Below are 25,216 nucleotides of genomic sequence, written 5' to 3'. Positions count from 1 at the left end.
GGGACATGACTCGACGGCACCATCCCGCCATCGTCTGGTTCCTGCTGCTCGGCCTGTTCCTCCCGGTCGTCGGATGCTCGTCTGCCCCGGATCCGGCTGACCGATTCGCCGCCTTTGCCGATGCCGTGCAACGCAAAGACGCCCACGGGGCGGCCGCGCAGACCAACGACCCCGCAGCGGCCGAGCCGGCAATCACCTCGATGTTCAACGGCATGGGCGACGCCGCCTCGGTCAAGGTCAGCGCCGAACCCGATGATCGCAACGGCGCGACCCTGAAGTATCAGTGGTCCTGGGGTGAGGGCCACGATTTCGGCTACGACACCGCCGGCACCGCGGCCAAGACCGGTGACGACTGGCTCATCACCTGGACGCCGACGCTGTTGCACCGAGACCTGCGGGACGGCCTGCGATTTCAATACAGCACCGACAGCGACCTGCAGACTCCGGTGCTCGACCGGGCCGGCCAGCCGTTGATGACGTGGCAGACCGTCGGCGTGATCTCGCTGGACCGCGCCCACCTCGATTCCGCCGCGCCGCTCGCCGCGGCGCTGAACCGCTTCGATGCCGGCACTACCGCGGATTCCATCGGCGCACAGTTCACGTCGAACACCGACGATCGCGTGACGGTGATGAAACTGCGCGAAGACGACCTCGCCCAGGTACGCGACCAACTGACCCAGATTCCCGGCATCACCGTCGCCGAGCAGGGCGACCTGCTGACCACGGACCGCCAGCTGTCGTCGCCGGCCATCGGCGGGCTGGCCCAGCTGTGGCACGACCGGATCACCAAAGCTGCCGGGTGGTCGGTCTACCTGGTCGCCGGGGACAGTGCACCCGCGCAGCGGCTCACTGCCCAACCGCCCGCGCCGACCGACCCGATGCGCACCACCCTGGACCTGCGGCTGCAACTGCTCGCCCAACAGGCCGTCGCCCAGGAGGCCCGGCCCGCGGTGCTGGTCGCGATCTCCGGTACGACCGGCGGCATTCTGGCCGCCGCGCAGAACACGGCCGCGGATCCCCAAGGTGCCATTGCATTTTCGGGGCTCTACCCGCCAGGGTCGACATTCAAGACCATCACCACCGCGGCCGCGCTGGAGGCCGGTCTGGCCACCCCGGACACTCCGGTGGCCTGCCCGGGGCAGTTGACCATCGAGAACCGCACCATTCCCAACGACGACGACTTCGACCTCGGCACAGTGCCCTTGTCGTCAGCGTTCTCCCATTCGTGCAACACCAGCATGGCGGCGCTGTCGGACAAGCTGCCCGCTGATGCGCTGACCAACACGGCCCGCGCATTCGGCATCGGGGTGGACTTCACCATTCCCGGACTCACCACGGTGACCGGCCGGGTTCCCAACGCCGACACCGCCGCCCAGCGAGTGGAAAACGGCATCGGCCAGGGCACCGTGACCGTCAGCCCGTTCGGACTCGCGGTCGCCGAGGCCAGCCTGGCGCACGGCTCGACCATCCTGCCCAGCCTGGTCGACGGCGAGAAGGTGACCGCCGATACCGCCTCCGAGCCGCTGCCGGCCCCGGTCACCACCGCGCTGCGGGACATGATGCGCAAGACCGTGACCGAGGGCACCGCAAGCCAATTGAGCGACGTCCCCGACCTCGGCGGCAAGACAGGCACGGCGGAATTCGGCGACAACACACACTCGCATGGGTGGTTCGCCGGGATTGCCGGGGACATCGCGTTCGCCACGTTGGTGGTCGGCGGGGACTCGTCGACACCCGCGGTGAAGATCTCGGGCGATTTCTTGCGGGCTACCCGCTAGATCGCGGAGAGGTGCACCAGCCCTGATGCCACCGCAAACCGCGGACCGTGCACCCCGTCGATGTTGGCTCGCCCCACCACAACTCCCGCGCTACGCAGAGATTCGCCGACCGTGCGCAGCAGCTCGTCATCGAGCGCGCCGCCGCCGGCCAGCACCAACGCCGTCGGGGGTTTCTCGAAGGCAGCCAGGCAGCGGGCGATGTTCGCTGCCACGGTCTCCTGTTTGATCGCCAGCCGTAGGCTGCGCCATTCCTCGGCAGCCAGTTTGGTGGAGAACGGCACCAGCCCGGCGGTGCCGCGGGTGCAGAGCCTGCCGATCGCATCAGCCGGGGCGGGCGTGTCGAGGAACAGCCGCCGCCCGTCCTCCTCGTGCGCCACGTGCGGGCCCTCGACCCGGATCGCCGGGGTGCGCTTGACCCGTTCGGCCAGGGCCCGGGGGATGTTGAGCATCCGCGCCACCGCCACGGTGATGGTCTCCCCCGCGCCCGCGGCCGTCACCGTGCGATCGGCACCGATCAGATCGATGGTGCCGCCGCCGATATCGCACACCACCGAATCCGGCGGCAGGCCCGGCGTGGTGTGCGCGCCACGGGCAGCCGCTTCGGGTTCGGTGGCGATGGTGCGGGCCAGACGCCCGGTCAGTTCGGTGAGCGTCGACGCGGCATCCTCGACGTGATCGGCGGCGAGCAGCGCCACGACCGTGCCGCGGGCATCGGCAACGCCACGGCGCAGCCACGTTCCGCTGTCGAGGGCAGCAAGATCGGTGAAAAAGGCGTCGTCGACGGCGATCTCATGATCGGTGGTCGGGACGGAGCGCAACCGGATCCGCACCACGCTGCCCGGCGGTTCGCGGCGCAGGATGGCGTGTGCCTGGGCCGGCGAATACCGTACGGGCGCGCCGTTGATCCTGAACTCGACATAGTCATCGTCCACCGCAGGCGGTTCCGGCAGCTCGGTCCGCGCCGTGACGGCGATGGCCGGAGAATCCGAGAGCTCCCTGGTGAATTCGGCGACATCGTGGATCTGATCGTGCCCGAGCTGCAATGCCGCGCACAGCGCGATCGGATCCGCCAGGGCCCGGTAGGCGCGACCCTCGGCCACCACCTCCACCGCGACCAGCGCACCGGCCGCCAAACCGTCGAGGATCACCTCATCGACCACCGGAACGTCGAGCGGAATCCGGTTGCGGATCAACACCGCATCGTCCTGGGCGGCCAGCACACCCGCGATAGTCCAACCCCGCGACACCGCTTGGGTGATCGCAGCCGCCGCGACCTCGAAATCGGTGTCGCCGTCCACCGAGACGACCACCGGGCCGGGCTGGGCCTGGCCGGCCAGTTCCGCCAGCGCCACATGTCGCCCGACCGCGTAACCCGCACCGGCCGGGGTACTGGCGTCGGGCCGGCGCAGGCTGCGCACCGGCGAGCGCGGTGACGCTGCCGGAGCCAGCGGGGCGGTTTCGGTGTCGACCGGCCGGATCGCCGAGAGTGCCAACTCATCGGCCGATACCTGAGCCTCGACTTCGATGCGGTGCAGCAGCGCAGCCGCCCCCTCCAGAGAGTCCCGGGATCCCTTGCGGCCCCGAGTCGGTGCCTGTCCGTGGCTCAGTGGTTGCACCCCGCCGTCCACGATGCGGGCCAGCACGATCTCGGTGGTGTGGTTGCCGACGTCGATCCCGGCGACGATGCGTTCGGGCACCGTCACCGCAACAGGCCCCGCCGGGCGTAGACCGCGGCCGCCTGCCGCACCAGTTCCGCGCACCGCGCGGCTCCACGGGTTTCCAGCGATGCCTGCAATGCATCGAGTTCGGCGGCCGTGGAGCGGTGCGGGCGCAGCGCCTCGTACAGCCCCATCACCTCTTCGTCGTCGATGGTCGCCAATTCCGCCGCGCGCAGGAAATTCTCGGCCAGCTGAGGGTTGCCGTTCTCCTCGGCGACGACGGCCTGGTGCGCCAGCGTCGTCGGGTCCATCCGCAGATCCGACAGGTCGAGCTTGCCGTCAACGGCGGCCGCAACAGATATCTTGTCGCTCATGCCCGCGTCACCTCCACCGTGACCGGTGCCTGGCCCGGTTCACTGGCCTCACGCTCCAATGCGACCAGCGCGACGGCGCGGGCGTGATAGCGCGCCGAGATCGACTCGTCGGTACCGCCGGTGAGGATCGGCACCGGCGCCATGCCCTTGGCGTGACGGGCCGCGTTACGGCCCAGTTCGCGGTAGTTGCGCCCGGTCAGCAACGGGGCCACGCTGAACAGTTCGAGGTTGGCCAGGGGCGCCAGATCCCGACGATGGATGAGCGCAGTACCCTTGCCCTGCAATCCGATTCCGATCCCGGACCCGGACAGCTTGGCCGCGGTCAGGCCGATCAGGCCGACGTCGATGGTCGAGCGCACCCGCACGAACCGTGGCACACAGCCCTCCTCCTCCAGTCCGGCGCAGAGTTGGCGGATCACCTCCCCGATCGGCAGGCCGCACAGGCTCAGCCACACACTGCGGCCCAGCGCCGGCGAGAGGCCGATGCACACTTCCCGCGGATCGCTGCCCTGCCGGGCGGGTTCGAGGTCGGTGACCGTGATGTGGCCGGCATGCGCGGTCTGGTCGGCGGTGAGTTCGGTGGAGTTGCGCTGTTGGCGGATGTTGTCGATCTCGGCGCGGCGCGCGTCGGTCAGCGTGTAACCCGTTCCGGGACCGGTGTAATCGTTCGGATCGGTGATCTTGGACAGCACCCGGAACTGCTCGTCGAAGATCGCCGAGGTCTGCAACTGGTCGCCGCGCAGACGTTCTGCCGTGAGCCGCATGATGGCCTCGGCCTCGTCGTCGTAACCGGTGCGCTTCAGCGAGGCCACCACGTCGAACACCGTGAGCTGTTTGGCCTCGATGGCATTGGCGGCTTCCGCCACGGCCTTCGGGTCGCCAGGTGGCAGATCGCGTGACCCGTTGGCGACCACCACCTCCTCGATGTGGCTGTCGGCGAAATCCGCCAGGCCCAAATCGCGGTACACCGCCTGCACGGCCGTCGCGGCCCGCCGCCGCACCGCGGCCAGGTGCTTGGGCGATACGGTGCGCAGACCGCCGTCGGCTCCCCAATCCCGTTGCAGGACCAGGAAATCGTCCATGTCGTCGGAGTTGAAGTTGGACAGTGCGAAGGCGTTGTCGTAGCGCGGGATCGAGCCGAACCCGGAGAAGATGAAATCCGCGCCGGCCAGCAGGACCGGCAGGGTGTGGGCGGTGCGGCGGATGTCGGATTCGGAGATCAGGTTGTCATTGCCCGCGCACGATTCCAGGTCGCGCATCATCACCATGAGGTTCTCAGCGAGCAGTTCCTTCATGCCCTCGGGCACCGAGGCCACCACACCGACCCCGTCGATACCGCCGTTCTGCACACCCTGCGAACCGAGCGCCCGGGCCAGCGACACGCAACGCGATTCCAGGTAGAGGATCGAACACTTCTCGGCCGCGCCCATCAGCACCTCGGCGCCGCCGCCGCTGGTGACCCGCATCTTCAGGCCACGCGACGCGTACGCACTCGTCAGGATCGCCTTGGAGAACGGGGTGTCGTCGCCGTCGACGAACACCTGCTCGGTGCCGTAGATGGAAATGGTCTCGGCATAACTGGTCAGCCCGCGCATACCCAACCGCAGTTCCAGCGCCTCCTCGATCGCGCATTGCGCCATCGCACCCGGGGTCCCGACCTGCGAACCGATCAGCAACGCAACGGCATTCGACGGGGCATCGCCGAGCACCGGCACCGTCGTCTCGACCTCCCGGAACCCGTAGGCCACCGCGCTGGCCGCGTCGGCGGCGATCAGCATCGGATCGTCGAGCTGATTGGTGACGTGGGCCTGATTGCTCGGGGTGCGCCGCGCCCGCATCTTTGTCATCGCCACCTGCATCTCGACCGGCGTCAGTACGGCGATGACCCTCGCCAGTTTGGCGGGCGTGGTGCCGCCGATCAACCGGACCACCTCGGCGCGCGGCACGTTGAGGTCGACAGTCTTGCGCGCCAGTTCGACGTCGGAGCAGGCCATGGCCTCGGCCGCGACGTCGAGGTCCAGGCCGTAGCGGGCGATGAACTCGTCGATCACGTCGAAGTCGGCGGCGGCCTTGCCGTCCAGCTCCACGACCTTTCCGTCACAGATGACCAGCGACGGTTCCGGATCGTTCGGACTGCGCATCGCGACCAGGCCGAGCTCAGGGTTCGCGACACTGAACCCGTCGAGGTTCACCGGTTTCGCATCGAGGATCCGCATCCTGCCGAGGTAGGCCCCGCCGTCATCCGTCACGGCGACCATTTTGCGGGACGAACGCTATTTGGTCTACCCATTACGCCTTTTGAATCAGGCCCCGGACGCGACCTCAAGCGCCTTGAGGGAGTCCTCGAGATGGCTGAGCATGCGTTGCAGATGCGGCACACTGCGCCGGCAGCCGACCAAACCGAAATCCAGGTTGTCGGCGTTGTTGGCCAAGGTGATGTTCATGGCCTGGCCATCCAGGGCGATCGACAGCGGGTAGTTGCCGTCCAGCCGAGCGCCCTTCCAGTACAACGGTTGTCGTGGCCCGGGCACATTGGAGATGACCAGGTTGAACGGCGGCGCCGTGGCCCTGACGAACCCGGGGACCGCAGCCAGGCCCAGCGGGGCGATCATCATCGCCGACAGCGCCAGAGCCTGAACCCGCGGCAGCTCGGAGAACACCTTCTTGTTGCCCCGCATCGACTCAGCGACCGCGTTCAGCCGATCCGCTGGATCTTCGATGTCGGTACCCAAATTGCACAGCACCGTGCCGACCAGATTACCGCCGGCGTCCGCCTCGTGTTCGGTGCGCAGGCTCACCGGAACCATCGCAATCAACGGCTGGTCCGGCAGTGCCTCCTGCTCCAACAGGTAGGCGCGCAACGCACCGGCGCACACCGCGAGCACCACATCGTTGACCGTGAACCCGGCCGCCCGTGAGATCCGCTGGAACCGCTCCAGCGGCCAGGACTGCGCCGCGACCCGACGGGCACCGCCGATCTTCACGTTGAACATGGTCTTGGGTGCCGCGAACGGCAAGGTGAGCTGCTGTTCGAGCAGCGCCGACCGGGCCAGCCGCAGCGTCGACGGCGCCAGCCCCGCGACCGACCCGGCCGCATCGGTGACCGTCCGCAGCAGCGACGAACTCTGACGCGGACGCTTCCTGCGCGGCAGCGCCCACGGCACCCGCACCTCGGTGTCACCGGGATCCTCCGACAGCGTGCGCGTCAACAGTTTGAGCGCCGACACCCCGTCGATCAGTGAGTGGTGCATCTTTGTGTAGACCGCGAACCGGCCGTCGGCAAGCCCCTCGATCAGATGCGCCTCCCACAGTGGACGGTGCCGGTCGAGCAGGCTGCCGTGCAGGCGCGAGGTCAGCTCGAGCAGGTCACGGACCCGGCCCGGCGACGGCAGCCCCGAGCGGCGCAGGTGGTAGTCCAGATCGACCTCGTTGTCGTAGGTCCAGCCGACGTTCGCGATGCCGCCCAGAATCGTCGCCGGGTGCTTGCGGAACACCGGTTCGACGTCGGTGTGGGCGACCATCTCGTCGTACAACTCCCGCACGAATTCGCGGCCCGCACCCGCCGGTGGTTCATAGAGCGCGAGGCCGCCGACGTGAAACGGGTGCTCCCGTGTCTCGGCGATCAGAAACATCGAATCGGTCGGCGACATCAGGTCCATGGACCCATTCAACGCGCACCCGGGTCGCGGGGCGACAAAACAAGTAGCCGACTACTCGCGCACGCACCCGGAATCAGCAGCACGATCTATCCACAGCCCCGTCGTTGAGTGGAGGTGTCACGGTGCAGGTCCCAACCGCAGCACGCAAGGCGCTCGCCGTGATCCGAATCGTCAACGGAGCGGCCGGATTGTTCGCGCCCGAGAAACTGCTCGGCCGCCTGGGCGTCGATACGGCCCAGGATCGTTCTGGCACCTACCCCTTCCGGATGTTCGGAATCCGAACCGTCCTCATCGGGCTCGACCTCCTGGTGCTGCACGGCGAGGAACTGCGTCGCGCCGAAAGGCTCGCGGTTCTCATCCACGCCGCCGACACCGTCTCGGCCACCGTCACCGCCGCCCGCGGCGACCTGCCCCGCAAACAAGGGCTGATGACCATCGTCATCTCCGCGATCAACACCACACTTGCCGTCACCGCATGGAAAGGAGGCCGGGATGCCGTCACTACTCACGAGGTGGTTCCTCAAAGCCACTGAGGTCGTCGACCGCCGGATCGGGTGGGACAAGCTCCCGCCCTGGCTCGGACTCGGCGTTCTGATCGGGGTTCGCGACGCACTGCGCGAACACAACCTCTACGACGCGTATCGGGGCAAACCCCCGGCGGCGCCGAGCCACACCCCAGCCGAGTACCTCACCGTCCGGACAGTCGACGGCTCCTACAACGACCTGTCCGCCCCCTCGATGGGTATGGCCACGACCCGGTTCGGCCGCAACGTGCCGCTCGACGAGGGGCACGCCGAGCAACCGCCACACCTGATGGATCCGAACCCGCGCACCATCAGCAACGAGTTGCTGCGCCGCGACACGTTCAAGCCGGCCACCACACTCAACGTCCTGGCGGCGGCCTGGCTGCAGTTCGAGACCCGCGACTGGTTCAGCCACGACACCGACCCCAGCAAGATGATCGAGATCCCCGTGCCCGAGGGCGATGACTGGGACGAGGCGACAATCCGGATTCCGTCCACACCCGCGGACCCGAACCCGACACCCGGCGAGACCACGTTCATCAACACCGAGACCCATTGGTGGGATGCGTCGCAGATCTACGGCAGCAACCAGCTGTTCCAGGACGCGATCCGCACGCAGAACTCGAATGACGGCAAGGTACGTATCGACGCCGACGGCTTCATCGATCTGGATCCGGCGATGCTCGGTGCCTCCGGCGGTGCGGACGGATGGTGGCTCGGCCTGGAGCTCATGGGCACGATCTTCCTGCGTGAACACAACGCCATCTGTGACCGGCTGAAGGCCGCCTACCCGACGTGGACCGGCGACCAGATCTTCAACAAGGCGCGGATGATCAACGCCGCATTGATCGCCAAGATCCACACCATCGAGTGGACGCCGGCGATCCTCGGCCACCCGACGCTGCAGATCGGTATGCGGGCCAACTGGTTCGGGCTCGCCGGCGAACGCGTCAAGCAACTGTTCGGGCGGATCAGCTCGAGCGAGGCGATCAGCGGCGTCGTCGGATCGGCCACCGATCACCACACCGCGCCGTACTCCATCACCGAAGACTTCGTCACCGTCTATCGCATGCACCCACTGGTGCCCGACGACTACGAATTTCTCAACCTCGCCGGAAATGCCGAGCCGCAGCAGCTTTCGTTCGACAGCATCCACGGCGGCGCCAACTCGCGCGGCGCACTCAAGAGCATGGGGGTGTCGAACTGCATCTACTCGCTGGGCGTCGCGCATCCCGGCGCGGTCACCTTGCACAACAGCCCGAACTTCATGCGCCGCTTGGACCGCACCGACGGCCACGTCATCGACATGATCTCGACCGACATCATCCGCTCCCGCGAGCGGGGCGTGCCGCGCTACAACGAGTTCCGCCGCAGGCTGCGGTTGAACCCGGCGACATCGTTCGATGAGGTCAGCGGAGGGGACCGCGACACCGCCCTCAAGATGAGCGAGATCTACGGCGGTGACATCGAGAAGGTCGATGCCATGGTCGGCATGTTCGGTGAGAAGCTGCCGGCCGGATTCGGCTTCAGCGACACCGCATTCCGCATCTTCGTGCTGATGGCGACCCGGCGACTGAAGAGTGACCGGTTCTTCACGACCGACTTCACCCCGCGGGTCTACACACCAGAGGGCATCGCGTGGATTGCCGACAACGATATGTGCTCGGTGCTCATCCGCCACTATCCCGAGCTGGAACCGGTGCTGCGCGGGCACGGCAACGCATTCGCACCGTGGCCCCGCCTGAGTCAGGAACGACGATGACACGACCCGATCCGGAGCTGAGCCGGGCGGCGAGCCTCGACGAGTCGCTGTTGCTCGCCTACCCCAACAGCGCGTTGGACCTGCTGTTCCGGCAGTCGAAGGCCGGACCCATCCCCGACGGGGATACCCGGGGCACGCTGCTGGCCTGGCCGGGGACGTGGCTGGCGAAGCCACTTGCCCGGCTGGTCCGCGTGCTCATCTGGCAGGGCAAGGTGCTCGACCGTCGCGAGGGGGTACTGCGCAACAAGGTCACCCCGTTCGGCCTGCGGCTTGTCAAAGCCCGGCTCTCGATCGCTTCGAGCTGGGTGGACTGCGGTGACTGCGTGCTCATCGACTACTCCGAGACGTCGTTCCTGGCCCGCATGGTGCGCGACGAGATCCGCCAGGTCGGTCCCGGCTTCTACCTCGGCGTCGTATGGCTGGGGCGGAAACGCATCGGGTGGTTCACCATTGCATCGACCGGGTGATCCCGATGCCACACCAGGAAGCTTTCACCGTGCTCGCCGAGGTGAGCGGCGACCGGCTGGCATCACTGCGAGACCTGCTGGGACGCATCCCCGACCACGTCGAACGGTGGGACGTGCTGCCGTTCGAGAAGCTGAGTGGTCTGCACTTCGCCAGACTCGTCCTGTTCGACCCAGCTGAGGATCTCGACGGCCGTCCGGTACCTGCTCAACTCGCATTGCTGACCGATGTCGACGCGCCACTGCGCGGGCATCTCGACGAACTCACGACCCTCTGCGGCGCCGGGCTCGACGCGGTGTTCTCCCACTGCGTCGGATACCCGGACGTCACGTCAGAATCTGCGCGGCGGGCGTTCCTGCGGGGGCACCAGGTCAAAACCGCTGCGGCACACATCAACCGACGGGGCAGATCAGTCAGCCAGATCCGGCAGGAGGATCTGCTGCAGCGTGAGATCAACCGGTTCCTGGATGCAGGCGACCTCGGGTCGCTGGATCCGGGGAAGATCAAGAGCGCGATCGTCGACTTTGTGCGCGACCGCAAGGATCTGGCCTGGGCCCTGAAACAGGCGGAGGGGCCGTCCCTCCGGTGGCGGGCCAAAGAGACGTTCCACCAGTACTTCTGGATCGCGGTACTGGCCGTGGCGACGGTGTTGTTCCTGCCGCTGGTGCTGCTGGGGCTCGGGGTGTTCGTCCTCGCGCTGCGCCACCACGAGAAGCGCGACATCCCCGACACCCGCGGGGCCGCACCCGAGGTGGTCCGGGCCTATCGCGACGACGAGGACTACTGGGCGCACAACCAGATCGTGGCCGTCGGATTTCTCAAACCCGGGATGTTCCGGCGGCTGACCACGACCGCCATCCTGTTTCTCACCGACTACGCAACCCGCCATATCTACAACCGCGGAACGCTGTCCGGGCTCAACACAATTCATTTCGCGCGGTGGGTACGGATGAACGGCAACCGCGGCCTGTTCTTCTCGAGCAACTACGACGGCAGCCTGGAAAGCTACATGAACGACTTCATCGACAAGGCGTTCTGGGGGCTCAACGCCATCTTCAGCAACGGCGACGGTTTCCCGCGCACACGATTCTTGTTCCTCGGCGGCATCACCGACGAGAAGGCCTACAAGAAGCTGCTGCCCACCCGTCAAGCCCCGAGCAATGTCTGGTACAGCGCCTACCCACATCTGACCACCAAGAACATCGCCAACAACGAAGCCATCCGGCAGGGCCTCTCCGACCACATGGACGATGCCGGGACGCGGCGCTGGTTGCGCCGGTTCGGTTGCGGCAATGACCTTCCCGAGTCCAACTGGGCGGCCCGAAAGCTCGACAGCATTCCCTGGGACCGGCTATGACACTCCAACTGGACGACATTCAGGGCGTCATCCTGCATGGCTATGGCGCGCTGGACGACGCGGCGTTCCTGCTTATGACGATCGACGACGTCGCGGCGGCCAAACGGTGGCTGTCGAGCTTGGAGTTGCGCAACGGCACAGTCCGGCCCGAGGTTACCGACACGTGCACCAACATCGCCTTCACGCCGTCGGGCCTGGCGCGGCTGGGGCTGGGGCCCGAACACCTCGGAATGCTGGCCGGTGAGTTCCGCGAGGGGATGTCCGGCACCGAGCATCGCCGTCGCATTCTCGGCGACCACGGTGACAGCTCCCCGTCGAGTTGGCGATGGAACGGTGACGACATCCACGCGCTGTTGCTGCTCTATGCGCGTGACGCTGCCGCGGTCGGGGCGCTCGAAGACAGCCACGACCTGCCCGGCTCAGGGATGCGCGTCGTCAGGCGGCTCGATTCGGTGACGCTCCCTGGACGCAAGGAGCACTTCGGTTTTCGAGACGGCATTTCGCAACCCCTGATCGACGGCTACGACGAGAGCGGACCGGCGGGAAACACGGTGGCCCCAGGCGAATTCGTGCTCGGGTATCCCAACGCCTATGGGCAGTACACCGACCGGGTTTTGGTCGATCCGTCCGCCGACCCGCAAGACCTGTTGCCCGCCGCTGCCGACGTGCCGGCGCAGCGCGACCTCGGCAAGAGCGGAAGCTACCTGGTCTTCCGGCAGCTCGAGCAGGATGTGGCCGGATTCTGGAACAGCCTCGCCGAACGATCCGGCGATACGCTCGACCGGGTGCCGGCCTGCGTGGGGTTGGCGACCAAGATGGTGGGTCGCTGGCCGAGCGGCGCGCCGCTGGTGAAGGCGCCCACCGCCGACAATCCGGCACTTGCCGACGACAACGACTTCATGTACTTCCGGTCTGGAGATTCCGACGGTCTGAGCTGCCCGATCGGCTCGCACCTGCGGCGGTCCAACCCACGCGATGCGCTCGATCCCGTACCCGGATCCGACCGCTCGATCGATGTGGGCAAGCGCCACCGCATCATTCGCCGCGGCCGGGCCTACGGGCCGCCGTTGGCGCCTTCCATGGAGCCCGCCGACATGATCGGGGCGGCTGACGACGGCGTCGAGCGCGGTCTGCACTTCATCTGTTTCAACACCCAACTCGGGCGCCAGTTCGAGTTCATCCAGCACACCTGGGTGAACAGCACCAAGTTCGACGGCGGCTACACCGAGGACGATCCGATCATCGGCGCCCGCGGGAATGGAAACGGTAACGGCAACGGGACATTCACGGTCCAGCAGGAGCCGATCCGCCGGCGCGTCACCGGCTTGCCCCGCTTTGTTCACACCGTCGGCGGCGCGTACTTCTTCATGCCCGGTGTGGCCGCCACACGCTATCTCGCGGCCCTGCCATGACGTCCTGGCGGGAATGGGCTCCGCTGCCTTTGCGATTGTTCCTCGGTGGCGGGCTGATCCTGCACGGCGGCATCAAACTCTTCGCGTCCGGTGGGCACGCCAACATCGCCTACCTCGTCGGGCAGCTCGGAGTGCCGTTCGCCGATTTTGTCGGCTGGATCGTGGGCGTCGTCGAGTTCGGCGGCGGGCTCGGCATCCTGCTGGGTGTTTTCTTCCGGCTCGCCACGGTGGTCAACGCTCTCAACGTCGCGGGCCTGCTGGTGCTCGGGTTCAGTGCCGGCGGCATTCCCGAACCGCTACCGGGCGGTGACCCGCTGCCCGGTTTCCGCGAGGCACTGCTGATCCTCGCGGGCGTGGCCAGCCTGTTGCTCAGTGGACCGGGCCGGCTTTCGCTGACCGGGAAGTTAGGAGGTCACCATGCGCAGCGACAGCCTGAATGGGATACCTCGGGTCGAGCTTGAGCACAGGCCCCGGCCGCCGCAGAGCTAATCGCTGCGCTCGTAGATGTCCGAGGCGATCGCGAGGGCAGTGTCATTGCACTGCTCGTCGGTGAGGGGCAGATCACCCATCATCGCCACGCTCCACGAGATCGTCAGCAGCGCCTGCCGAGCGTGGTACACCGCGACAGGATCGTGGTCGGGGCCGGTCATGGCATCCGCCACGGTCCGGAACTGGTAGCGCAGGTCAGCTCCCACCCCGAGCCGATTGAACGCCGCGTAGTTCTCGTGCATGAACCGAGTCATTGCCCGGCCGGTGCCGTGCAGCACCATGCCGTAACGCCGCAGGACCTCATGGCCCGTTTCCTTCCCCGCAGGTTGGTCGGCGGCCCAGCGCAGGATCTCGTCCACACCGGTACGCAGATCGTCAGCGAGGCTCACCACGATGTCTTCTTTTGCCGGGAAGTGATAGTAGACAGCGGCTTTCGTGATCCCGAGGCGCTCAGCGATCTGCCGGATCGAAGTCTGGTCATAGCCGTGGACGGAGAACAGTTCGAGCGCCACGGCCCGAATCTTGTCGCGGGTATCGGTCCGTCGACCTGCCATCGGCACCTCTTTCATTACTTGACGCCCGGTAAGGGATGAGCTTAGCGTGGTCGCACGATTACTTACCGGCCGTCAAGTAATGAATACGCCGCATCGAGGGGGATCAATGCACGGATCACAGCTGCCCACAACCCTGACTGGCCCCCCGCTCACCGCCGTTGGGGTCGCCGTCATCCGGGCTCGGGAAACCGAACGGGACGACCGCCTCTACGCCGATCCGTATGCCGCCCGGTTCGTCGAGGCGGCACAGCAGGCATATCTCGCCCCGACCGCGCCGGAGGGCGCCGCCGATACCTGGGCGACCGTGATGCAGCTGGCCGATGTGATGTACGAATCCCGCACCGTCGGCGTCCGCCTCGTCGACGACGCCCTGACCGAAGCCGCAGCGGCCGGGCGCCCCCAGATCGTGTTGATCGGGGCCGGGCTGGACACCCACGCGTTCCGGCTGACCTGGCCCGAACCCGTGCGCCTGTTCGAGGTCGACCTACCCCAGCTGTTCGCATTCAAGGAGCCGCTACTGCGCGACGCCGTCGCCACGTGCGAACGCCACATCATCGAAGCCGACCTCTCCGACGAGGGTTGGGCGGAATCCCTGGTGTCCAACGGGTTTGATCCCGCCATCCCGACGCACTGGGTCGACCATGCACTGATGACACTGCCGAGGGCCACGGCTCGCGCCGGGGTCGAGTCGGTCACGCGCCTGTCCGCACCGGGCAGTCGCTACGAATACCCCACGATGGGCGGCCAGAGCTTCAACACCACCCTGAAATCGGTCGAGGGGGCCGCCGAGCTCTACCGGAACATGCCCAACGTGGACCGCGGCCTCGGCGACGACGCCCGGCCCTGGATCGAAAGCCTGGGATGGTCAACGTCTTTCAACAGCTTCGCCGACCTTGCCGCGCGCTATCCCCGCAACGTCGGTTCAGACACCGGCAGCGGAACCGTCACCGCCACGCGGTTGGAGGCGCCGGCGCGATAACGGGCTCGTCGGTGATGTCGTGCTCGGGTCCCTGTGACGAGCGTGCAGCTTATTATCGCGATGTCTGGGGTCTGAGGCGGCAAAGACTGCACGTTCGGCACAGTGCGCCGGACGATGGTTGCGACCCACATCCGTCGGCATGAAAAAACCCGCTACCTGCGATAACAGGAAGCGGGTTTATGGCGGTGGCGGAGGGATTTGAACCCTCGGACGGGGGTTACCCGTCACACGCTTTCGAGGCGTGCTCCTTAGGCCGCTCGGACACGCCACCGTGTGGCAGCTTACCGGGCGAGCGCCGCAAGCCCTAATCGTGCTCGGCACGGGTGCTGCGACGCACAGAACTCACCGCTGGGCGGCGAAGAACTCCTCCAGCAGGGCCGCGCACTCGTCGGCCAGCACTCCCCCGACCACCTCGGGGCGGTGGTTGAGCCGGCGATCGCGGACCACATCCCACAGCGAGCCGACCGCCCCGGTCTTGGGCTCCCACGCGCCGAACACCACCCGCGCCACCCGGGCCAGCACCAGCGCGCCCGCACACATCGTGCACGGCTCGACGGTCACGGCCAGCGTCGCGCCTTCCAGCCGCCACCCGTCTCCGAGTACCCGAGCGGCCTCCCGTATCGCGACGATCTCGGCATGCCCGGCGGGATCGCCGGACGCCTCGCGGACATTGGCGGCCCGGGCCAGTTCGGTGCCGTCGGCGGCGAACACCACCGCGCCGATCGGTACGTCACGCGGACCGGCCGTCCGGGCAGCATCAAGCGCAGCGCGGATCAGGGTTTCGTCGGAAGAACTCACCGACCGAGCCGGTCGAGCACCGCCGACAGCTCATCGGCGAAGCCCATCTCGCGGGCGATCCGCCCGATCTGCTCGTCGGCATACAGATCGGTTTCGGACAGGATCACGCCGAGCACGTCCTCGTGCAGACCGATATCGGACAGCACCGACATGTCGCCCTCCTCGAACGGGTCCGCGTCCTCAAGATCCTCTTCGTCGAGGTCAGCGTCCAGATTCTCCAACGCCTCGGCGGCGATGTCGTAGTCCAGGGCCGCCGTGGCGTCCGACAGCAGCAGCCGGGTTCCGGCCGGCGCGGGCCGAACGATCACGAAAAACTCGTCGTCCACATCGAGCAGCCCGAAGACCGCCCCGGCGCTGCGCAGCTCACGAAGCTCGGTCTCGGCTGCGGTCAAACTCTTCAACGAGGACGACCGCATGGGGGCGCACCGCCACTTGCCGTCCTCCCGGACAACGGCCACCCCGAAGCCATCGGGAAGGTCTGCCGGTGCACGCTGTGCCTCCATGCCCGCCTACGGTAGTCGCCGACCAGCGATTTTGACAGGGAACACCCTCGGCCCCGGCTGGGCCGGTGTGCCAACCTTGATGCGTGACGAACACACCCGTGTGCGTGGTGGGCCTCGGCCTGATCGGTGGCTCGCTGATGCGCGCCGCCGTCGGGGCCGGCCGTGAAGTCTTCGGCTACAACCGGTCGATGGAGGCTGTCGCGGCGGCCAAGTTCGACGGGTTCGATGCCACGGCGAACCTCGATGAGGCGCTGCGCCGGGCCGCCGACTGCAACGCGCTGATCGTGCTGGCGGTGCCGATGCCCGCGCTGCCGCAGATGCTCGACCACATCCGCAGCATCGCACCCCGGTGCCCGTTGACCGACGTCACCAGCGTCAAGGGCGCGGTGCTCACCGAAGTAGGCAACTTCGGGTTGCTGCAGAACTTCGTCGGCGGGCATCCGATGGCCGGGACCGCGCACTCCGGCTGGTCCGCCGGGGATGCCGCCCTGTTCACCGGCGCCGCGTGGGTGGTCAGCGTGGACGACCACGTCGACGCGGACATCTGGTCACAGGTGGCCCAGCTGGCCCTGGACTGCCATGCCGTCGTGGTGCCGGCCCGCTCAGATGAGCACGATGCCGCCGCGGCCACGATCTCGCACCTGCCCCACCTGTTCGCCGAAACCCTGGCCGTGATCGCCGGCGAGGTGCCGCTGGCCTTCGCCCTGGCTGCCGGATCTTTCCGCGACGGCACCCGGGTCGCAGCCACCGCGCCGGACCTGGTGCGGGCGATGTGTGAGGCCAACGTCGACCAACTGCTGCCCGCGCTCGAGCACGGCATCGAACTGCTGACCCGTGCCAAGAAGACACTGGCGGCCACGGGATCGGTGGCCGAGCTGGTCGACACCGGCCACGCCGCGCGGATGCGCTACGACAGCTTCAGCCGCCCCGAGATCATCACCACCGTCGTGGGCACGGACAACTGGCGGGCCGAGCTCGCTGCCGCCGGACGAGCCGGCGGGGTGATCAGATCCGCTCTGCCAGTCCTGGGTAATCAAGGATGAAACCGTCGGAATCCACCGTGACGGTGGTGTCGGAGAGCGGTGAGCGCAACTTCACCCCGGGAACGTCGGGTCCACCACTCGTATAGCTGATGCTCGCGGTCTCCACCGCGAAGTCGGGCAACCGCACATAGACCACCGGCACGGTGATCGACGTCGCGATCTCATGCAGGCCGGTCCGCCGGATCGGCAGGGCATTGAAGAACGGGCTGAACACCACATCGACATCGAGCGCACCACCGAAGTCCGAGCGCTTGGTCTGGGTGTGATCCTGAACCAGCCACATGTTCTCCTCGTCGCGGGCGATGGAGAGCTGGCGTTCCCGCTCGGCCAGGGTGACGGTGAGCGAAAGCCGCTTGGTGGCGCCGGTCTCGTCGGTGACCAGGTCATAGGAGGCCGAGAACGCCGGGTGGGATTCGGTGGCGGCGGCCACGATCCGGCCGTAGGCCTTGATCCTTTTGCCCGACAGCTGAACCCGCGCGGACTCCATCCGGGGTTCATCGTGCGCCTGCCACGTCAACACCGCTGGCCAGGCACCGTCCTTCTGGTCGCTCACCCTTCTACCGTATGCGACGACGCTCGGCGTTCGTAGCCGACTCCGGAACTCCCCGCCGAGCGTGACTCGAGCTCCACCTCGTCACCGAGCAACGGCTGCGGAATCCGTCGTCGACCGCTCAAACGGCCACTCCCGGGCACCGACAGCCACACGGCGAACGCCAGCGCGGCATCGAGAATCAACGCCAACGCCGTGACCATCAGCGCACCCACCAGCGCGATGTGAAACTGCCGCACCTTGATGCCGTCGATCAGATAGCGGCCCAGCCCACCGAGGCTCGCGTATGCGGCCACCGTCGCCGTCGCCACGATCTGCAGCGTCGCGGTGCGCAGGCCGCCGACGATCAACGGCAGCGCATTGGGCACCTCGACCCGCAGCAGAACCCGCCGCTCGGTCATCCCCATCGACCGGGCCGCGTCCACGACGGCGCGGTCGACGTTCGCGATGCCGGCGTAGGTCCCGGCCAGCAGCGGTGGAATGCCCAGCAGCATCAGGGCGACCGTCGGCGGCACCAACCCCAGCCCCCACAACAGCACCCCGAGCAGCAGCACCCCGAGCGTGGGCAGGGCACGCAACGCATTGACCCCGGTGACGACGAGGAAGGTACCGCGCCCGGTGTGCCCGATCAGCAGTCCGACCGGGATCGCGATCACCGCGGAGGCCACCACCGCGATGACCGTGTACTGCAGGTGCTCGACGATGCGGGCGGTCAGGCCGGCTGGCCCGGCCCAGTTGGCGGCGGTGAAGATGAAGTCGAGTGCCTGCTGCAGGAAGTTCATGCGGCCGCCTTCAGCCGGGAGATCCTCGGTGCGTGAGACGCCCGGGTCCAGGGTGTGATGGCCCTGCCGGCCAACATGATCAGGGTGTCGATGACGACAGCGAGCACGAAGATCGCGATGATCCCGGCGATGATCTGGTCACTCTTGTTGGACTGATAACCCTCGGTGAACCAGGTACCGAGGCCGCCGATACCGATCACCGAACCCACCGACACCATCGAGATGTTGGTGACCGCGACGACCCGCAGGCCCGCCACCAACACCGGGATGGCCAGCGGGAGTTCCACCTTGAGCATCCGCACCAGCGGCCGGTATCCGATCGCCGTCGCCGCGTCACGCACGTGCTCGGGCACCGCGTCGAGCGCCTCGGGCACCGCCCGCACCAACAGTGCAGTGGTGTAGAGCGTCAGGGCGACAATGACATTCGCCTCATCCAGGATGCGGGTCGGAATGATCAACGGCAGCACCACGAACAATGCGAGCGACGGAATGGTGAAGATGATGCTCGCGGTGAGCGTGGTCATCCGACGCAGTGCCGTGGTGCGCTGAACCGCCGCGCCCAGCGGAACGGCGATCAACAACCCCAGCACGATCGGCACCAGTGACAACCGCAGGTGCACGATGGTCAGCACCCACAGGTCGTCGAGGTGGTTCAGCAGATATCGCACGAGCTACCTCAGCTCCGGGACGCGGCGCTGCTCCTTGAGTGCCGCGAGCACGTCGTCGGCACGCACGCCCCCGACGAGCTTGCCGTCTTCGTCGACCGCCACCCCGAGCCCGCTCGGTGAGGACAGTGCGGAGTCCAGCGCCTGCCGCAGGTTGCCGTCGGGTGGAAAGAACGAACCGCCGCCGATGGTGCTGTCGTAGAGCTCGTTGCCCCTGCGATACACCTCGACACCCTCGGCGTTGATCCACGCGAACGGCGTGCCGGATTTGATGACCAGCCGCCACTCCCCCGGGCTCAGGTTCAGCGCATCGATGTCGTTCTCGTCGACGTGTTGAATCTCGTGCAGTGGCAGGCCGGTTGCGTGGAAGAACTGCAGCCCGCGATACCCGCGGTCGGCGCCCACGAACCCCGATACGAGTTCGTTGGCCGGATTCGACAACACAAAGGCGGGATCGGCATATTGCAGTAACGCTCCGCCACGGCCGAACACCGCGACCTTGTCCCCGAGCTTGATCGCCTCGTCGACATCGTGGGTGACGAACACGATGGTCTTCTGCAATTCGCTCTGTAATCGCAGGATTTCGGCCTGCAGATCCTCCCGCACGACCGGGTCGACCGCACTGAACGGCTCGTCCATCAACAGGATCGGCGGGTCCGCGGCCAACGCGCGGGCCACCCCGACTCGCTGCTGCTGCCCGCCCGACAGTTGGGCCGGGTAGCGGTCGGCCAACTTGGGGTCGAGCCCCACCCGTTCCATCACCCCGATCGCAGCCTTGCGGGCGTTACGCCGTGACTCGCCTCGCAACACCGGCACCGTCGCCACGTTGTCGACCACCCGCAGATGTGGCATCAGCCCGGCGCTCTGGATGACGTAGCCGATGCCGAGGCGCAGCTTGACCGGGTCGACCGTGCTGACGTCTTCCCCGTTGACCGTGAGGGTTCCGGAGGTGGGGTCGATCATCCGGTTGATCATCCGCATGGAGGTCGTCTTGCCACAGCCGGACGGGCCGACGAACACCGTCAGCGTGCCCTGCGGCACTTCCAGATTCAGGTTGTCGACCGCGAGCGTGCCGTCGGGATACTGCTTGCTGACGTTCTCGAAGGTGATCACTTGATCATCGCCTTGTCGAATCCGTTGTCCCTGATCCACTTTTCGGCGGCCTCGTCAGGGTCGACGCCGGCATTGCCCTCGACCGCCGTGTTCAGTTCGATCAGGGCTGCGGTGGTGAGTTTGGCCGACACCGCATCCAGCACGGTTTTGAGTTCATCCGACATCTTCTGCGAAGCCACCAACGGAACGACATTGGCGGCCAGGAAAGCGTTCTCGGGATCCTCCAGCGGCACGAGGTGGTGCAGCCCGATCGCCGGTGACGTGCTGAAGATGTTCGCGGCCGTGACGGCACCGCTGTTCAGCGCCGCAACGGTGGCCGGCCCGCCACCGTCGCTGATCGCGACGAAGTTGACCGGCGCGATGTCCAGGCCGTACCGGGACTTCAGGCCTACCAGCCCGGTCTGGCGGGTCTGAAACTCCGATGGGGCACCGACTTTCACCTCCGCCGAATGCGCGGCCAGATCCGCGATGGTCTTCAGGTTCCAGCGCTGGGCGGTCGCGGCGGTGACGGCGAGGGTGTCCTTGTCCTCGGCCGGTGAGGGATACAGAATCGACAAATCCCCGGGCAGGGCCTTGAACAGGGCGATCAGCACCTCGTCCGGGGTGGTGGCAGTGGTGTCCTTCTCGAAGTACTGCAGGAGATTTCCGGTGTACTCAGGGATCAAATCGATCGAATGATCCTGCACCGCAGGAACATACGTCTCGCGGCTACCGATACCGAACTGCCTTCTGATCTGAAAGTCATTGGCCTCCAGAGCCTGGGCATAGATCTCGGCGATGATCTTGGACTCCGGGAAGTCAGCCGATCCGACGACGATCGATTTCAGGTCACCTGAGATTTCTCCGCCGCCGAGCGGATTGGAGCTTCCGCAGGCAGACAACAAAAGTGCAAGCAAAGTCGCCAGTATTGCCAGGGTTTTGCGCTGCATCCGCACGTCCTTTCGGCGTGTTCAGCCTTTCTCCAGACCCTAACGGCACACCCGACATGCCGCCGCGCTTTAACCCACGGTGGTTTGCTTTGGCGCCTCGACGGGCAAAGATGACTACATGACCAGCGATCCGTCTGCATCGCCCGATTTGCCCGAGCCCACTGCGGCCATACCGGACCCGGCGGCGCCCGACCCGGCCAAAGCGCCCGAACCCGGTAAGAACACCCCGGCCAAAACGGGTAAGGCCACCGAGCCCAAACTCACCCGCGCCGGAGCTTTGTGGTCAGCACTGATCCTGGGCTTCCTGGTGCTGATCGTGCTGTTGATCTTCATCGCGCAGAACACCGATCCGGTGCCGATGACGTTCCTCAGCTGGCACTGGTCGCTGCCGACGGGCGTGGCGATCCTCGGTGCCGCCGTGGCCGGCGGGTTACTGACCGTCGCCGCCGGGTCGGCACGGATCTTCCAGTTGCGCCGCGCGGCCAAGAAGAACTTCAAGGCCGCCCAGCGCAGCTGACGCGTCAGCCGATGGCGCGCAGACCCGAGGCAATCGCCGGGGCCACCGCCTCGCCGACGCTGGAACCACCCGGCGATTCAGAACCCTGGCGGGCGCGGAAGTCGATACCCGCGGCGATGATCGCTGCCTTGAAGTAGGCCAGCGCCATATAGAAGTCCCAGTGCGCCAGCTCCTGGCCGGACTGCAGCGAATAGCGGTTGGCCAACTCGTCGGCCGGCGGCATCTGCGGTGAACTCCACGCGGCTTCCATGCTCAGGATCAGATTGAACATCGGGTCGCGGTAGACGCACATCAGCGCGGCATCGCTGAGCGGGTCGCCCAACGTCGAGAGTTCCCAGTCCAGCACCGCAAGGACCTTCGTCGGATCCTGCGTGTCCAGGATGGTGTTGTCGATGCGGTAGTCGCCGTGCACGATCGAGTTGCGGCTCTGCGCCGGAACAGAATCGGCCAGGGCCTGATGCAGGCGCTTGACGTCGTCGTCCCGGGGATCGTCGGGGAGCCGGACCAGGTCCCACTGCGAACCCCACCGGCGCACCTGGCGCTCCAGATAACCCGCGGGCTTGCCGAAATCGCCGAGACCGACCGCCTCGGGGTCCACCGCGTGCAGGTCGGCCAGCACCCGGATCAGGGCGTCGACGCTGTCGCTGATCACCTGCTCGTCACCGAGTGCCTCAAGTTCCGAGGCGCTGCGGACCACCAGGCCGTCTACGTTCTCGACCATCTGGAACGGAGCACCCAACACGGAGTCGTCGTTGCTCATCGTCACCGCACGGGCCACCGGAACGGCGGTGCCGGCCAGCGCCGCCACCACCTTGTACTCGCGGGCCATGTCGTGCGCGGATGGGGTGAGCCCATGTAGCGGCGGGCGGCGCAGCACCCATGCGGACGCGTCGTCGCACACCCGGAAGGTCAGGTTGGAGCGACCACCGGCGATCAGTTCGGCACGGAGATCACCGCTGCGGGCGATGCCCTCCGAACGCAGATGCCGGTCCAGGGCGGTGAGGTCGAGGCCCTCCAGATTTGTCACCGTCACTGTTTACCACTCGGCTTGTTGCTCTTCGCGCGAGCGCTCATCGGGACGATTTCTGGGCAGCAGGTCCCACACATGCTCGGTGCCGTTGACCGACGCGACGGCCAGCTTGCCCGAGCGCGACGACAGCAGCCGGGTGACCGATGCGTAGTCGACGTGGAAGGACAGCAGCCGCTGGGTCTGCAGGATCTGGTGCAGCAGCACGTTGATCACCCCGCCGTGGCTGAACACCGCGACGGTGCCGTCATGGTCGCCGGCTGCCACCAGGTCCTCGACCGCCGCGCCGATCCGCGCCATGAAGGCATCCTCGTCCACGCTGCTGGGCAGGTGACCGTTCACCAGTCGAGCCAGCTCCTCGGGGTTCTCCTTGGCAATCTCCTCGATCGGCACGTAGTGCGACATGTCCCGGTCGTACTCGGCGAGCCGCTCGTCGACCTCGACCTGCAGCCCCAGTTCCTCGGCCAGCGGTCCCGCGGTCTGGATTGCGCGCCGCTGTGGGCTACTGACCAGCCGGCTGATGGGAAACCGGGCCAGGGCGGCGGGCAGGCGCTGCGCCTGGGCGATGCCCTCGGCGGACAGATCGGGATCGGACCCTTGACCGGGCTCGCTGCGGAGCGGTAGAGCATGTCGGACGAGAAGCAGTTGCACCGTGTCACCATAGGGCCGCGGTGCGGGACGGCCGGAGAGGGCTGCGACATGGGCTATGCCGACGAACTGTTCGATCTCACCGATCGGGTGGTGCTGGTCACCGGTGGCAGCCGCGGACTGGGCCGTGAGATCGCGATGGGTGCCGCGCGCTGCGGCGCCGACGTCGTGATCGCCAGCCGCAATCTGGACTCCTGTGTGGCCGCGGCCGACGAGATCACCGCCGCCACCGGCCGCGCCGCCCTGCCCTATCAGGTTCATGTGGGCCGGTGGGATCAACTAGACGGTCTGGTCGAGGCCACTTACGAGCGGTTCGGCAAGGTGGACGTGTTGGTGAACAACGCCGGCATGTCACCGCTGTACGAGTCGCTGGGATCGGTCACCGAGAAGCTCTTCGACTCGGTGTTCAATCTGAATCTCAAAGGGCCGTTCCGGCTTTCGGCCCTGCTCGGTGATCGCATGGTGGCCGACGGCGGCGGGGCGATCATCAACGTCAGCTCATCCGGATCGCTGCGGCCCGACCAGTACATGCTGCCCTACGCCGCGGCCAAGGCCGGGCTGAACGCCATGACCGAAGGGCTGGCCAAGGCATTCGGCCCCACCGTGCGGGTCAACACCCTGATGGCCGGGCCGTTCCTCACCGATGTCAGCAAGGCCTGGGACATGGCCGGTGACCCGTTCGGACACCTCGCCCTACAGCGGGCCGGCAACCCCACCGAGATCGTCGGCGCCGCACTGTTTCTGATGTCGGATGCGTCCAGCTTCACCACGGGATCCGTCCTGCGGGTGGACGGCGGATTGCCCTGAGCGCGGCACGGTAATGTAGCTGGATAGCAAACTTGTCATGACAACTTGACCGAAGGGTGATGCGGATGGCGGGGCCGGTTTCGCGCCACGAGCACGTCGCCGCCGAACTGCGCCGGCGCATCAGGCGCCGGGACTACGCCATCGGAGCGCCGCTGCCGACCGAGAGTGCGCTGTGCGCCGAGTTCGACGTGTCCCGCGGTCCGGTACGCCAGGCCCTGGCCACCCTGAAGAACGAAGGCCTGATCCGGGTCTCGCGCGGCAAACCCGCGGTGGTGCGCAGCCACGATGCCACACAGACGCTCGACACGTTCACACCGTTTACCCAGTGGGCCGAGCGCGCCGGACGTACCGCGGGTAACCGCACGATTGAGGTGGCGCGCCGACGCGCCTCCGAAACCACCATCGAGGCACTGGGTTTGACGGCCGACGACTTCGTGGTCGAAGTGCTGCGCGTACGCCTGCTCGACGGCGAGCCCGCGATGCTCGAACGCAGCACGTTCATCGATTCCGTGGGTTCCCTGCTGTTCGAGTTCGACACCGACTCGGGCTCGATGACCGACTACCTCGCCAGCCGCGGCGTCTACTTCGACTCCATGGAGCACGTGCTCGACGCCGTGGCCGCCGGCCCCGACGATGCCGCGAACCTCGGCATCGCGCCGGGCAGCCCGTTGCTCCGTGAGCGCCGCGTCTCACGCGATCAGCACGGCGTCGTCTTCGAATGCGCCGACGACCGCTACCGGCCGGACATGGTGGCGTTCAGTATCGTCAACGCCCGCACCAAATTTTCCTCCGCCGAACAGACATAAAACTGCCCCTTTCACGT

26 protein-coding genes and 1 tRNA gene are annotated in these 25,216 nt (G+C 67.0%); 12 read left to right on the top strand and 15 right to left on the bottom strand.

Annotated features, from left to right (window positions below; genetic code table 11):
* The first annotated feature begins 5 nt into the window (after positions 1 to 5).
* Positions 6 to 1,778, top strand: coding sequence for a penicillin-binding transpeptidase domain-containing protein (locus ACZY08_RS06715; protein ID WP_463743762.1), 1,773 nt, complete (start codon positions 6 to 8; stop codon positions 1,776 to 1,778).
* Here the strand turns inward: ACZY08_RS06715 and ACZY08_RS06710 are convergent.
* The 4 genes from ACZY08_RS06710 to ACZY08_RS06695 form a co-directional block, all read right to left on the bottom strand.
* On the bottom strand, positions 1,775 to 3,475 hold the full coding sequence (locus ACZY08_RS06710; protein WP_463744180.1) for a diol dehydratase reactivase ATPase-like domain-containing protein: 1,701 nt from the start codon (positions 3,473 to 3,475) through the stop codon (positions 1,775 to 1,777). The genes ACZY08_RS06715 and ACZY08_RS06710 overlap by 4 nt on opposite strands.
* Positions 3,476 to 3,477: 2 nt before the next feature.
* A complete protein-coding gene (locus ACZY08_RS06705; protein ID WP_463743761.1) occupies positions 3,478 to 3,810 on the bottom strand; it encodes a diol dehydratase small subunit in 333 nt (110 codons plus the stop codon).
* Positions 3,807 to 6,026 (bottom strand): propanediol/glycerol family dehydratase large subunit, encoded by a 2,220-nt coding sequence (locus tag ACZY08_RS06700; protein WP_463744179.1) that lies wholly within the window; start codon positions 6,024 to 6,026, stop codon positions 3,807 to 3,809. The genes ACZY08_RS06705 and ACZY08_RS06700 overlap by 4 nt, the downstream gene beginning before the upstream one ends.
* A gap of 87 nt (positions 6,027 to 6,113) precedes the next feature.
* Positions 6,114 to 7,469: a WS/DGAT/MGAT family O-acyltransferase gene (locus tag ACZY08_RS06695; RefSeq protein WP_463743760.1), complete on the bottom strand. Its 1,356-nt coding sequence runs from the start codon at positions 7,467 to 7,469 to the stop codon at positions 6,114 to 6,116.
* A 122-nt stretch (positions 7,470 to 7,591) separates the two neighbouring features.
* Here ACZY08_RS06695 and ACZY08_RS06690 point away from each other — a divergent pair, with 122 nt between their 5' ends.
* From ACZY08_RS06690 to ACZY08_RS06665, 6 genes are read left to right on the top strand one after another with little or no spacing between them, the layout of a single operon-like run.
* The gene (locus ACZY08_RS06690; protein ID WP_463743759.1) at positions 7,592 to 8,002 is read left to right on the top strand and encodes a hypothetical protein; all 411 of its coding nucleotides are present in this window, start codon (positions 7,592 to 7,594) and stop codon (positions 8,000 to 8,002) included.
* Positions 7,962 to 9,755 carry a peroxidase family protein gene (locus ACZY08_RS06685; RefSeq protein ID WP_463743758.1) on the top strand — a complete coding sequence of 598 codons (1,794 nt, stop codon included), beginning with the start codon at positions 7,962 to 7,964 and terminating at the stop codon, positions 9,753 to 9,755. Before ACZY08_RS06690 ends, ACZY08_RS06685 begins: the two co-directional genes overlap by 41 nt.
* Complete coding sequence (locus ACZY08_RS06680; protein WP_463743757.1) at positions 9,752 to 10,222, top strand: hypothetical protein; 471 nt, start codon at positions 9,752 to 9,754, stop codon at positions 10,220 to 10,222. Before ACZY08_RS06685 ends, ACZY08_RS06680 begins: the two co-directional genes overlap by 4 nt.
* Positions 10,223 to 10,227: 5 nt before the next feature.
* On the top strand, positions 10,228 to 11,577 hold the full coding sequence (locus ACZY08_RS06675) for a hypothetical protein (protein ID WP_463743756.1): 1,350 nt from the start codon (positions 10,228 to 10,230) through the stop codon (positions 11,575 to 11,577).
* The gene (locus ACZY08_RS06670) at positions 11,574 to 12,989 is read left to right on the top strand and encodes a Dyp-type peroxidase (RefSeq protein ID WP_463743755.1); all 1,416 of its coding nucleotides are present in this window, start codon (positions 11,574 to 11,576) and stop codon (positions 12,987 to 12,989) included. Before ACZY08_RS06675 ends, ACZY08_RS06670 begins: the two co-directional genes overlap by 4 nt.
* Complete coding sequence (locus ACZY08_RS06665; RefSeq protein ID WP_463743754.1) at positions 12,986 to 13,450, top strand: DoxX family membrane protein; 465 nt, start codon at positions 12,986 to 12,988, stop codon at positions 13,448 to 13,450. The genes ACZY08_RS06670 and ACZY08_RS06665 overlap by 4 nt, the downstream gene beginning before the upstream one ends.
* 24 nt (positions 13,451 to 13,474) lie before the next feature.
* Here ACZY08_RS06665 and ACZY08_RS06660 read toward each other — a convergent pair whose 3' ends face one another.
* On the bottom strand, positions 13,475 to 14,032 hold the full coding sequence (locus tag ACZY08_RS06660; RefSeq protein WP_463743753.1) for a TetR/AcrR family transcriptional regulator: 558 nt from the start codon (positions 14,030 to 14,032) through the stop codon (positions 13,475 to 13,477).
* Positions 14,033 to 14,138: 106 nt separating this feature from the next.
* Here ACZY08_RS06660 and ACZY08_RS06655 point away from each other — a divergent pair, with 106 nt between their 5' ends.
* Positions 14,139 to 15,011, top strand: a complete 873-nt coding sequence (locus tag ACZY08_RS06655) for an SAM-dependent methyltransferase (protein ID WP_463743752.1) — start codon at positions 14,139 to 14,141, stop codon at positions 15,009 to 15,011.
* 180 nt (positions 15,012 to 15,191) lie between these two features.
* Here ACZY08_RS06655 and ACZY08_RS06650 read toward each other — a convergent pair.
* The 3 genes from ACZY08_RS06650 to ACZY08_RS06640 form a co-directional block, all read right to left on the bottom strand.
* Positions 15,192 to 15,282: transfer RNA gene (locus ACZY08_RS06650), tRNA-Ser, on the bottom strand.
* Between the two features lie 71 nt (positions 15,283 to 15,353).
* Positions 15,354 to 15,809, bottom strand: coding sequence for a nucleoside deaminase (locus ACZY08_RS06645; protein WP_463743751.1), 456 nt, complete (start codon positions 15,807 to 15,809; stop codon positions 15,354 to 15,356).
* The gene (locus tag ACZY08_RS06640; protein ID WP_463743750.1) at positions 15,806 to 16,312 is read right to left on the bottom strand and encodes a tRNA adenosine deaminase-associated protein; all 507 of its coding nucleotides are present in this window, start codon (positions 16,310 to 16,312) and stop codon (positions 15,806 to 15,808) included. Before ACZY08_RS06640 ends, ACZY08_RS06645 begins: the two co-directional genes overlap by 4 nt.
* A 98-nt stretch (positions 16,313 to 16,410) precedes the next feature.
* On the opposite strand from ACZY08_RS06640, the gene ACZY08_RS06635 reads away from it, so the two are divergent.
* Positions 16,411 to 17,355, top strand: coding sequence for a prephenate dehydrogenase (locus ACZY08_RS06635; protein WP_463744178.1), 945 nt, complete (start codon positions 16,411 to 16,413; stop codon positions 17,353 to 17,355).
* Here the strand turns inward: ACZY08_RS06635 and ACZY08_RS06630 are convergent.
* From ACZY08_RS06630 to ACZY08_RS06610, 5 genes are read right to left on the bottom strand one after another with little or no spacing between them, the layout of a single operon-like run.
* On the bottom strand, positions 17,318 to 17,908 hold the full coding sequence (locus ACZY08_RS06630) for a putative glycolipid-binding domain-containing protein (protein WP_463743749.1): 591 nt from the start codon (positions 17,906 to 17,908) through the stop codon (positions 17,318 to 17,320). The genes ACZY08_RS06635 and ACZY08_RS06630 overlap by 38 nt on opposite strands.
* Positions 17,905 to 18,687, bottom strand: a complete 783-nt coding sequence (locus ACZY08_RS06625) for an ABC transporter permease (protein ID WP_463743748.1) — start codon at positions 18,685 to 18,687, stop codon at positions 17,905 to 17,907. The genes ACZY08_RS06630 and ACZY08_RS06625 overlap by 4 nt, the downstream gene beginning before the upstream one ends.
* Positions 18,684 to 19,355, bottom strand: coding sequence for an ABC transporter permease (locus tag ACZY08_RS06620; protein ID WP_463743747.1), 672 nt, complete (start codon positions 19,353 to 19,355; stop codon positions 18,684 to 18,686). Before ACZY08_RS06620 ends, ACZY08_RS06625 begins: the two co-directional genes overlap by 4 nt.
* A gap of 3 nt (positions 19,356 to 19,358) precedes the next feature.
* On the bottom strand, positions 19,359 to 20,465 hold the full coding sequence (locus ACZY08_RS06615) for an ABC transporter ATP-binding protein (RefSeq protein WP_463743746.1): 1,107 nt from the start codon (positions 20,463 to 20,465) through the stop codon (positions 19,359 to 19,361).
* Entirely contained in the window at positions 20,462 to 21,394 is a 933-nt protein-coding gene (locus ACZY08_RS06610; protein ID WP_463743745.1) for an ABC transporter substrate-binding protein, read from the bottom strand. The genes ACZY08_RS06615 and ACZY08_RS06610 overlap by 4 nt, the downstream gene beginning before the upstream one ends.
* Positions 21,395 to 21,512: 118 nt before the next feature.
* Between ACZY08_RS06610 and ACZY08_RS06605 the strand changes: the two genes are divergently transcribed.
* Positions 21,513 to 21,911 carry a LapA family protein gene (locus tag ACZY08_RS06605; protein WP_463743744.1) on the top strand — a complete coding sequence of 133 codons (399 nt, stop codon included), beginning with the start codon at positions 21,513 to 21,515 and terminating at the stop codon, positions 21,909 to 21,911.
* 4 nt (positions 21,912 to 21,915) lie between these two features.
* Here ACZY08_RS06605 and ACZY08_RS06600 read toward each other — a convergent pair whose 3' ends face one another.
* Positions 21,916 to 22,938, bottom strand: a complete 1,023-nt coding sequence (locus ACZY08_RS06600) for a phosphotransferase family protein (protein ID WP_463743743.1) — start codon at positions 22,936 to 22,938, stop codon at positions 21,916 to 21,918.
* Between the two features lie 9 nt (positions 22,939 to 22,947).
* Positions 22,948 to 23,589 (bottom strand): histidine phosphatase family protein, encoded by a 642-nt coding sequence (locus tag ACZY08_RS06595; RefSeq protein WP_463743742.1) that lies wholly within the window; start codon positions 23,587 to 23,589, stop codon positions 22,948 to 22,950.
* Between the two features lie 48 nt (positions 23,590 to 23,637).
* Between ACZY08_RS06595 and ACZY08_RS06590 the strand changes: the two genes are divergently transcribed.
* On the top strand, positions 23,638 to 24,393 hold the full coding sequence (locus tag ACZY08_RS06590) for an SDR family NAD(P)-dependent oxidoreductase (protein WP_463744177.1): 756 nt from the start codon (positions 23,638 to 23,640) through the stop codon (positions 24,391 to 24,393).
* A gap of 59 nt (positions 24,394 to 24,452) precedes the next feature.
* Positions 24,453 to 25,199 carry a GntR family transcriptional regulator gene (locus ACZY08_RS06585; protein WP_463743741.1) on the top strand — a complete coding sequence of 249 codons (747 nt, stop codon included), beginning with the start codon at positions 24,453 to 24,455 and terminating at the stop codon, positions 25,197 to 25,199.
* Positions 25,200 to 25,216 lie beyond the last annotated feature (17 nt).

This window comes from Mycobacterium sp. IDUB_9 (assembly GCF_055419505.1).
Note: the sequence above shows the minus strand (reverse complement) of the source record. Positions and strands in the feature narration are given on the sequence as shown.

Coding starts and splice junctions, on each gene's coding strand:
- ACZY08_RS06670 (WP_463743755.1), top strand. CDS start 11,574: ATGACACTCCAACTGGACGACATTCAGGGCGTCATCCTGCATGGCTAT.
- ACZY08_RS06695 (WP_463743760.1), bottom strand. CDS start 7,469: ATGGACCTGATGTCGCCGACCGATTCGATGTTTCTGATCGCCGAGACA.
- ACZY08_RS06705 (WP_463743761.1), bottom strand. CDS start 3,810: ATGAGCGACAAGATATCTGTTGCGGCCGCCGTTGACGGCAAGCTCGAC.
- ACZY08_RS06590 (WP_463744177.1), top strand. CDS start 23,638: ATGGGCTATGCCGACGAACTGTTCGATCTCACCGATCGGGTGGTGCTG.
- ACZY08_RS06660 (WP_463743753.1), bottom strand. CDS start 14,032: ATGGCAGGTCGACGGACCGATACCCGCGACAAGATTCGGGCCGTGGCG.
- ACZY08_RS06655 (WP_463743752.1), top strand. CDS start 14,139: ATGCACGGATCACAGCTGCCCACAACCCTGACTGGCCCCCCGCTCACC.
- ACZY08_RS06640 (WP_463743750.1), bottom strand. CDS start 16,312: ATGGAGGCACAGCGTGCACCGGCAGACCTTCCCGATGGCTTCGGGGTG.
- ACZY08_RS06715 (WP_463743762.1), top strand. CDS start 6: ATGACTCGACGGCACCATCCCGCCATCGTCTGGTTCCTGCTGCTCGGC.
- ACZY08_RS06610 (WP_463743745.1), bottom strand. CDS start 21,394: ATGCAGCGCAAAACCCTGGCAATACTGGCGACTTTGCTTGCACTTTTG.
- ACZY08_RS06665 (WP_463743754.1), top strand. CDS start 12,986: ATGACGTCCTGGCGGGAATGGGCTCCGCTGCCTTTGCGATTGTTCCTC.
- ACZY08_RS06625 (WP_463743748.1), bottom strand. CDS start 18,687: ATGAACTTCCTGCAGCAGGCACTCGACTTCATCTTCACCGCCGCCAAC.
- ACZY08_RS06585 (WP_463743741.1), top strand. CDS start 24,453: ATGCGGATGGCGGGGCCGGTTTCGCGCCACGAGCACGTCGCCGCCGAA.
- ACZY08_RS06685 (WP_463743758.1), top strand. CDS start 7,962: ATGCCGTCACTACTCACGAGGTGGTTCCTCAAAGCCACTGAGGTCGTC.
- ACZY08_RS06680 (WP_463743757.1), top strand. CDS start 9,752: ATGACACGACCCGATCCGGAGCTGAGCCGGGCGGCGAGCCTCGACGAG.
- ACZY08_RS06700 (WP_463744179.1), bottom strand. CDS start 6,026: ATGCGGATCCTCGATGCGAAACCGGTGAACCTCGACGGGTTCAGTGTC.
- ACZY08_RS06675 (WP_463743756.1), top strand. CDS start 10,228: ATGCCACACCAGGAAGCTTTCACCGTGCTCGCCGAGGTGAGCGGCGAC.
- ACZY08_RS06605 (WP_463743744.1), top strand. CDS start 21,513: ATGACCAGCGATCCGTCTGCATCGCCCGATTTGCCCGAGCCCACTGCG.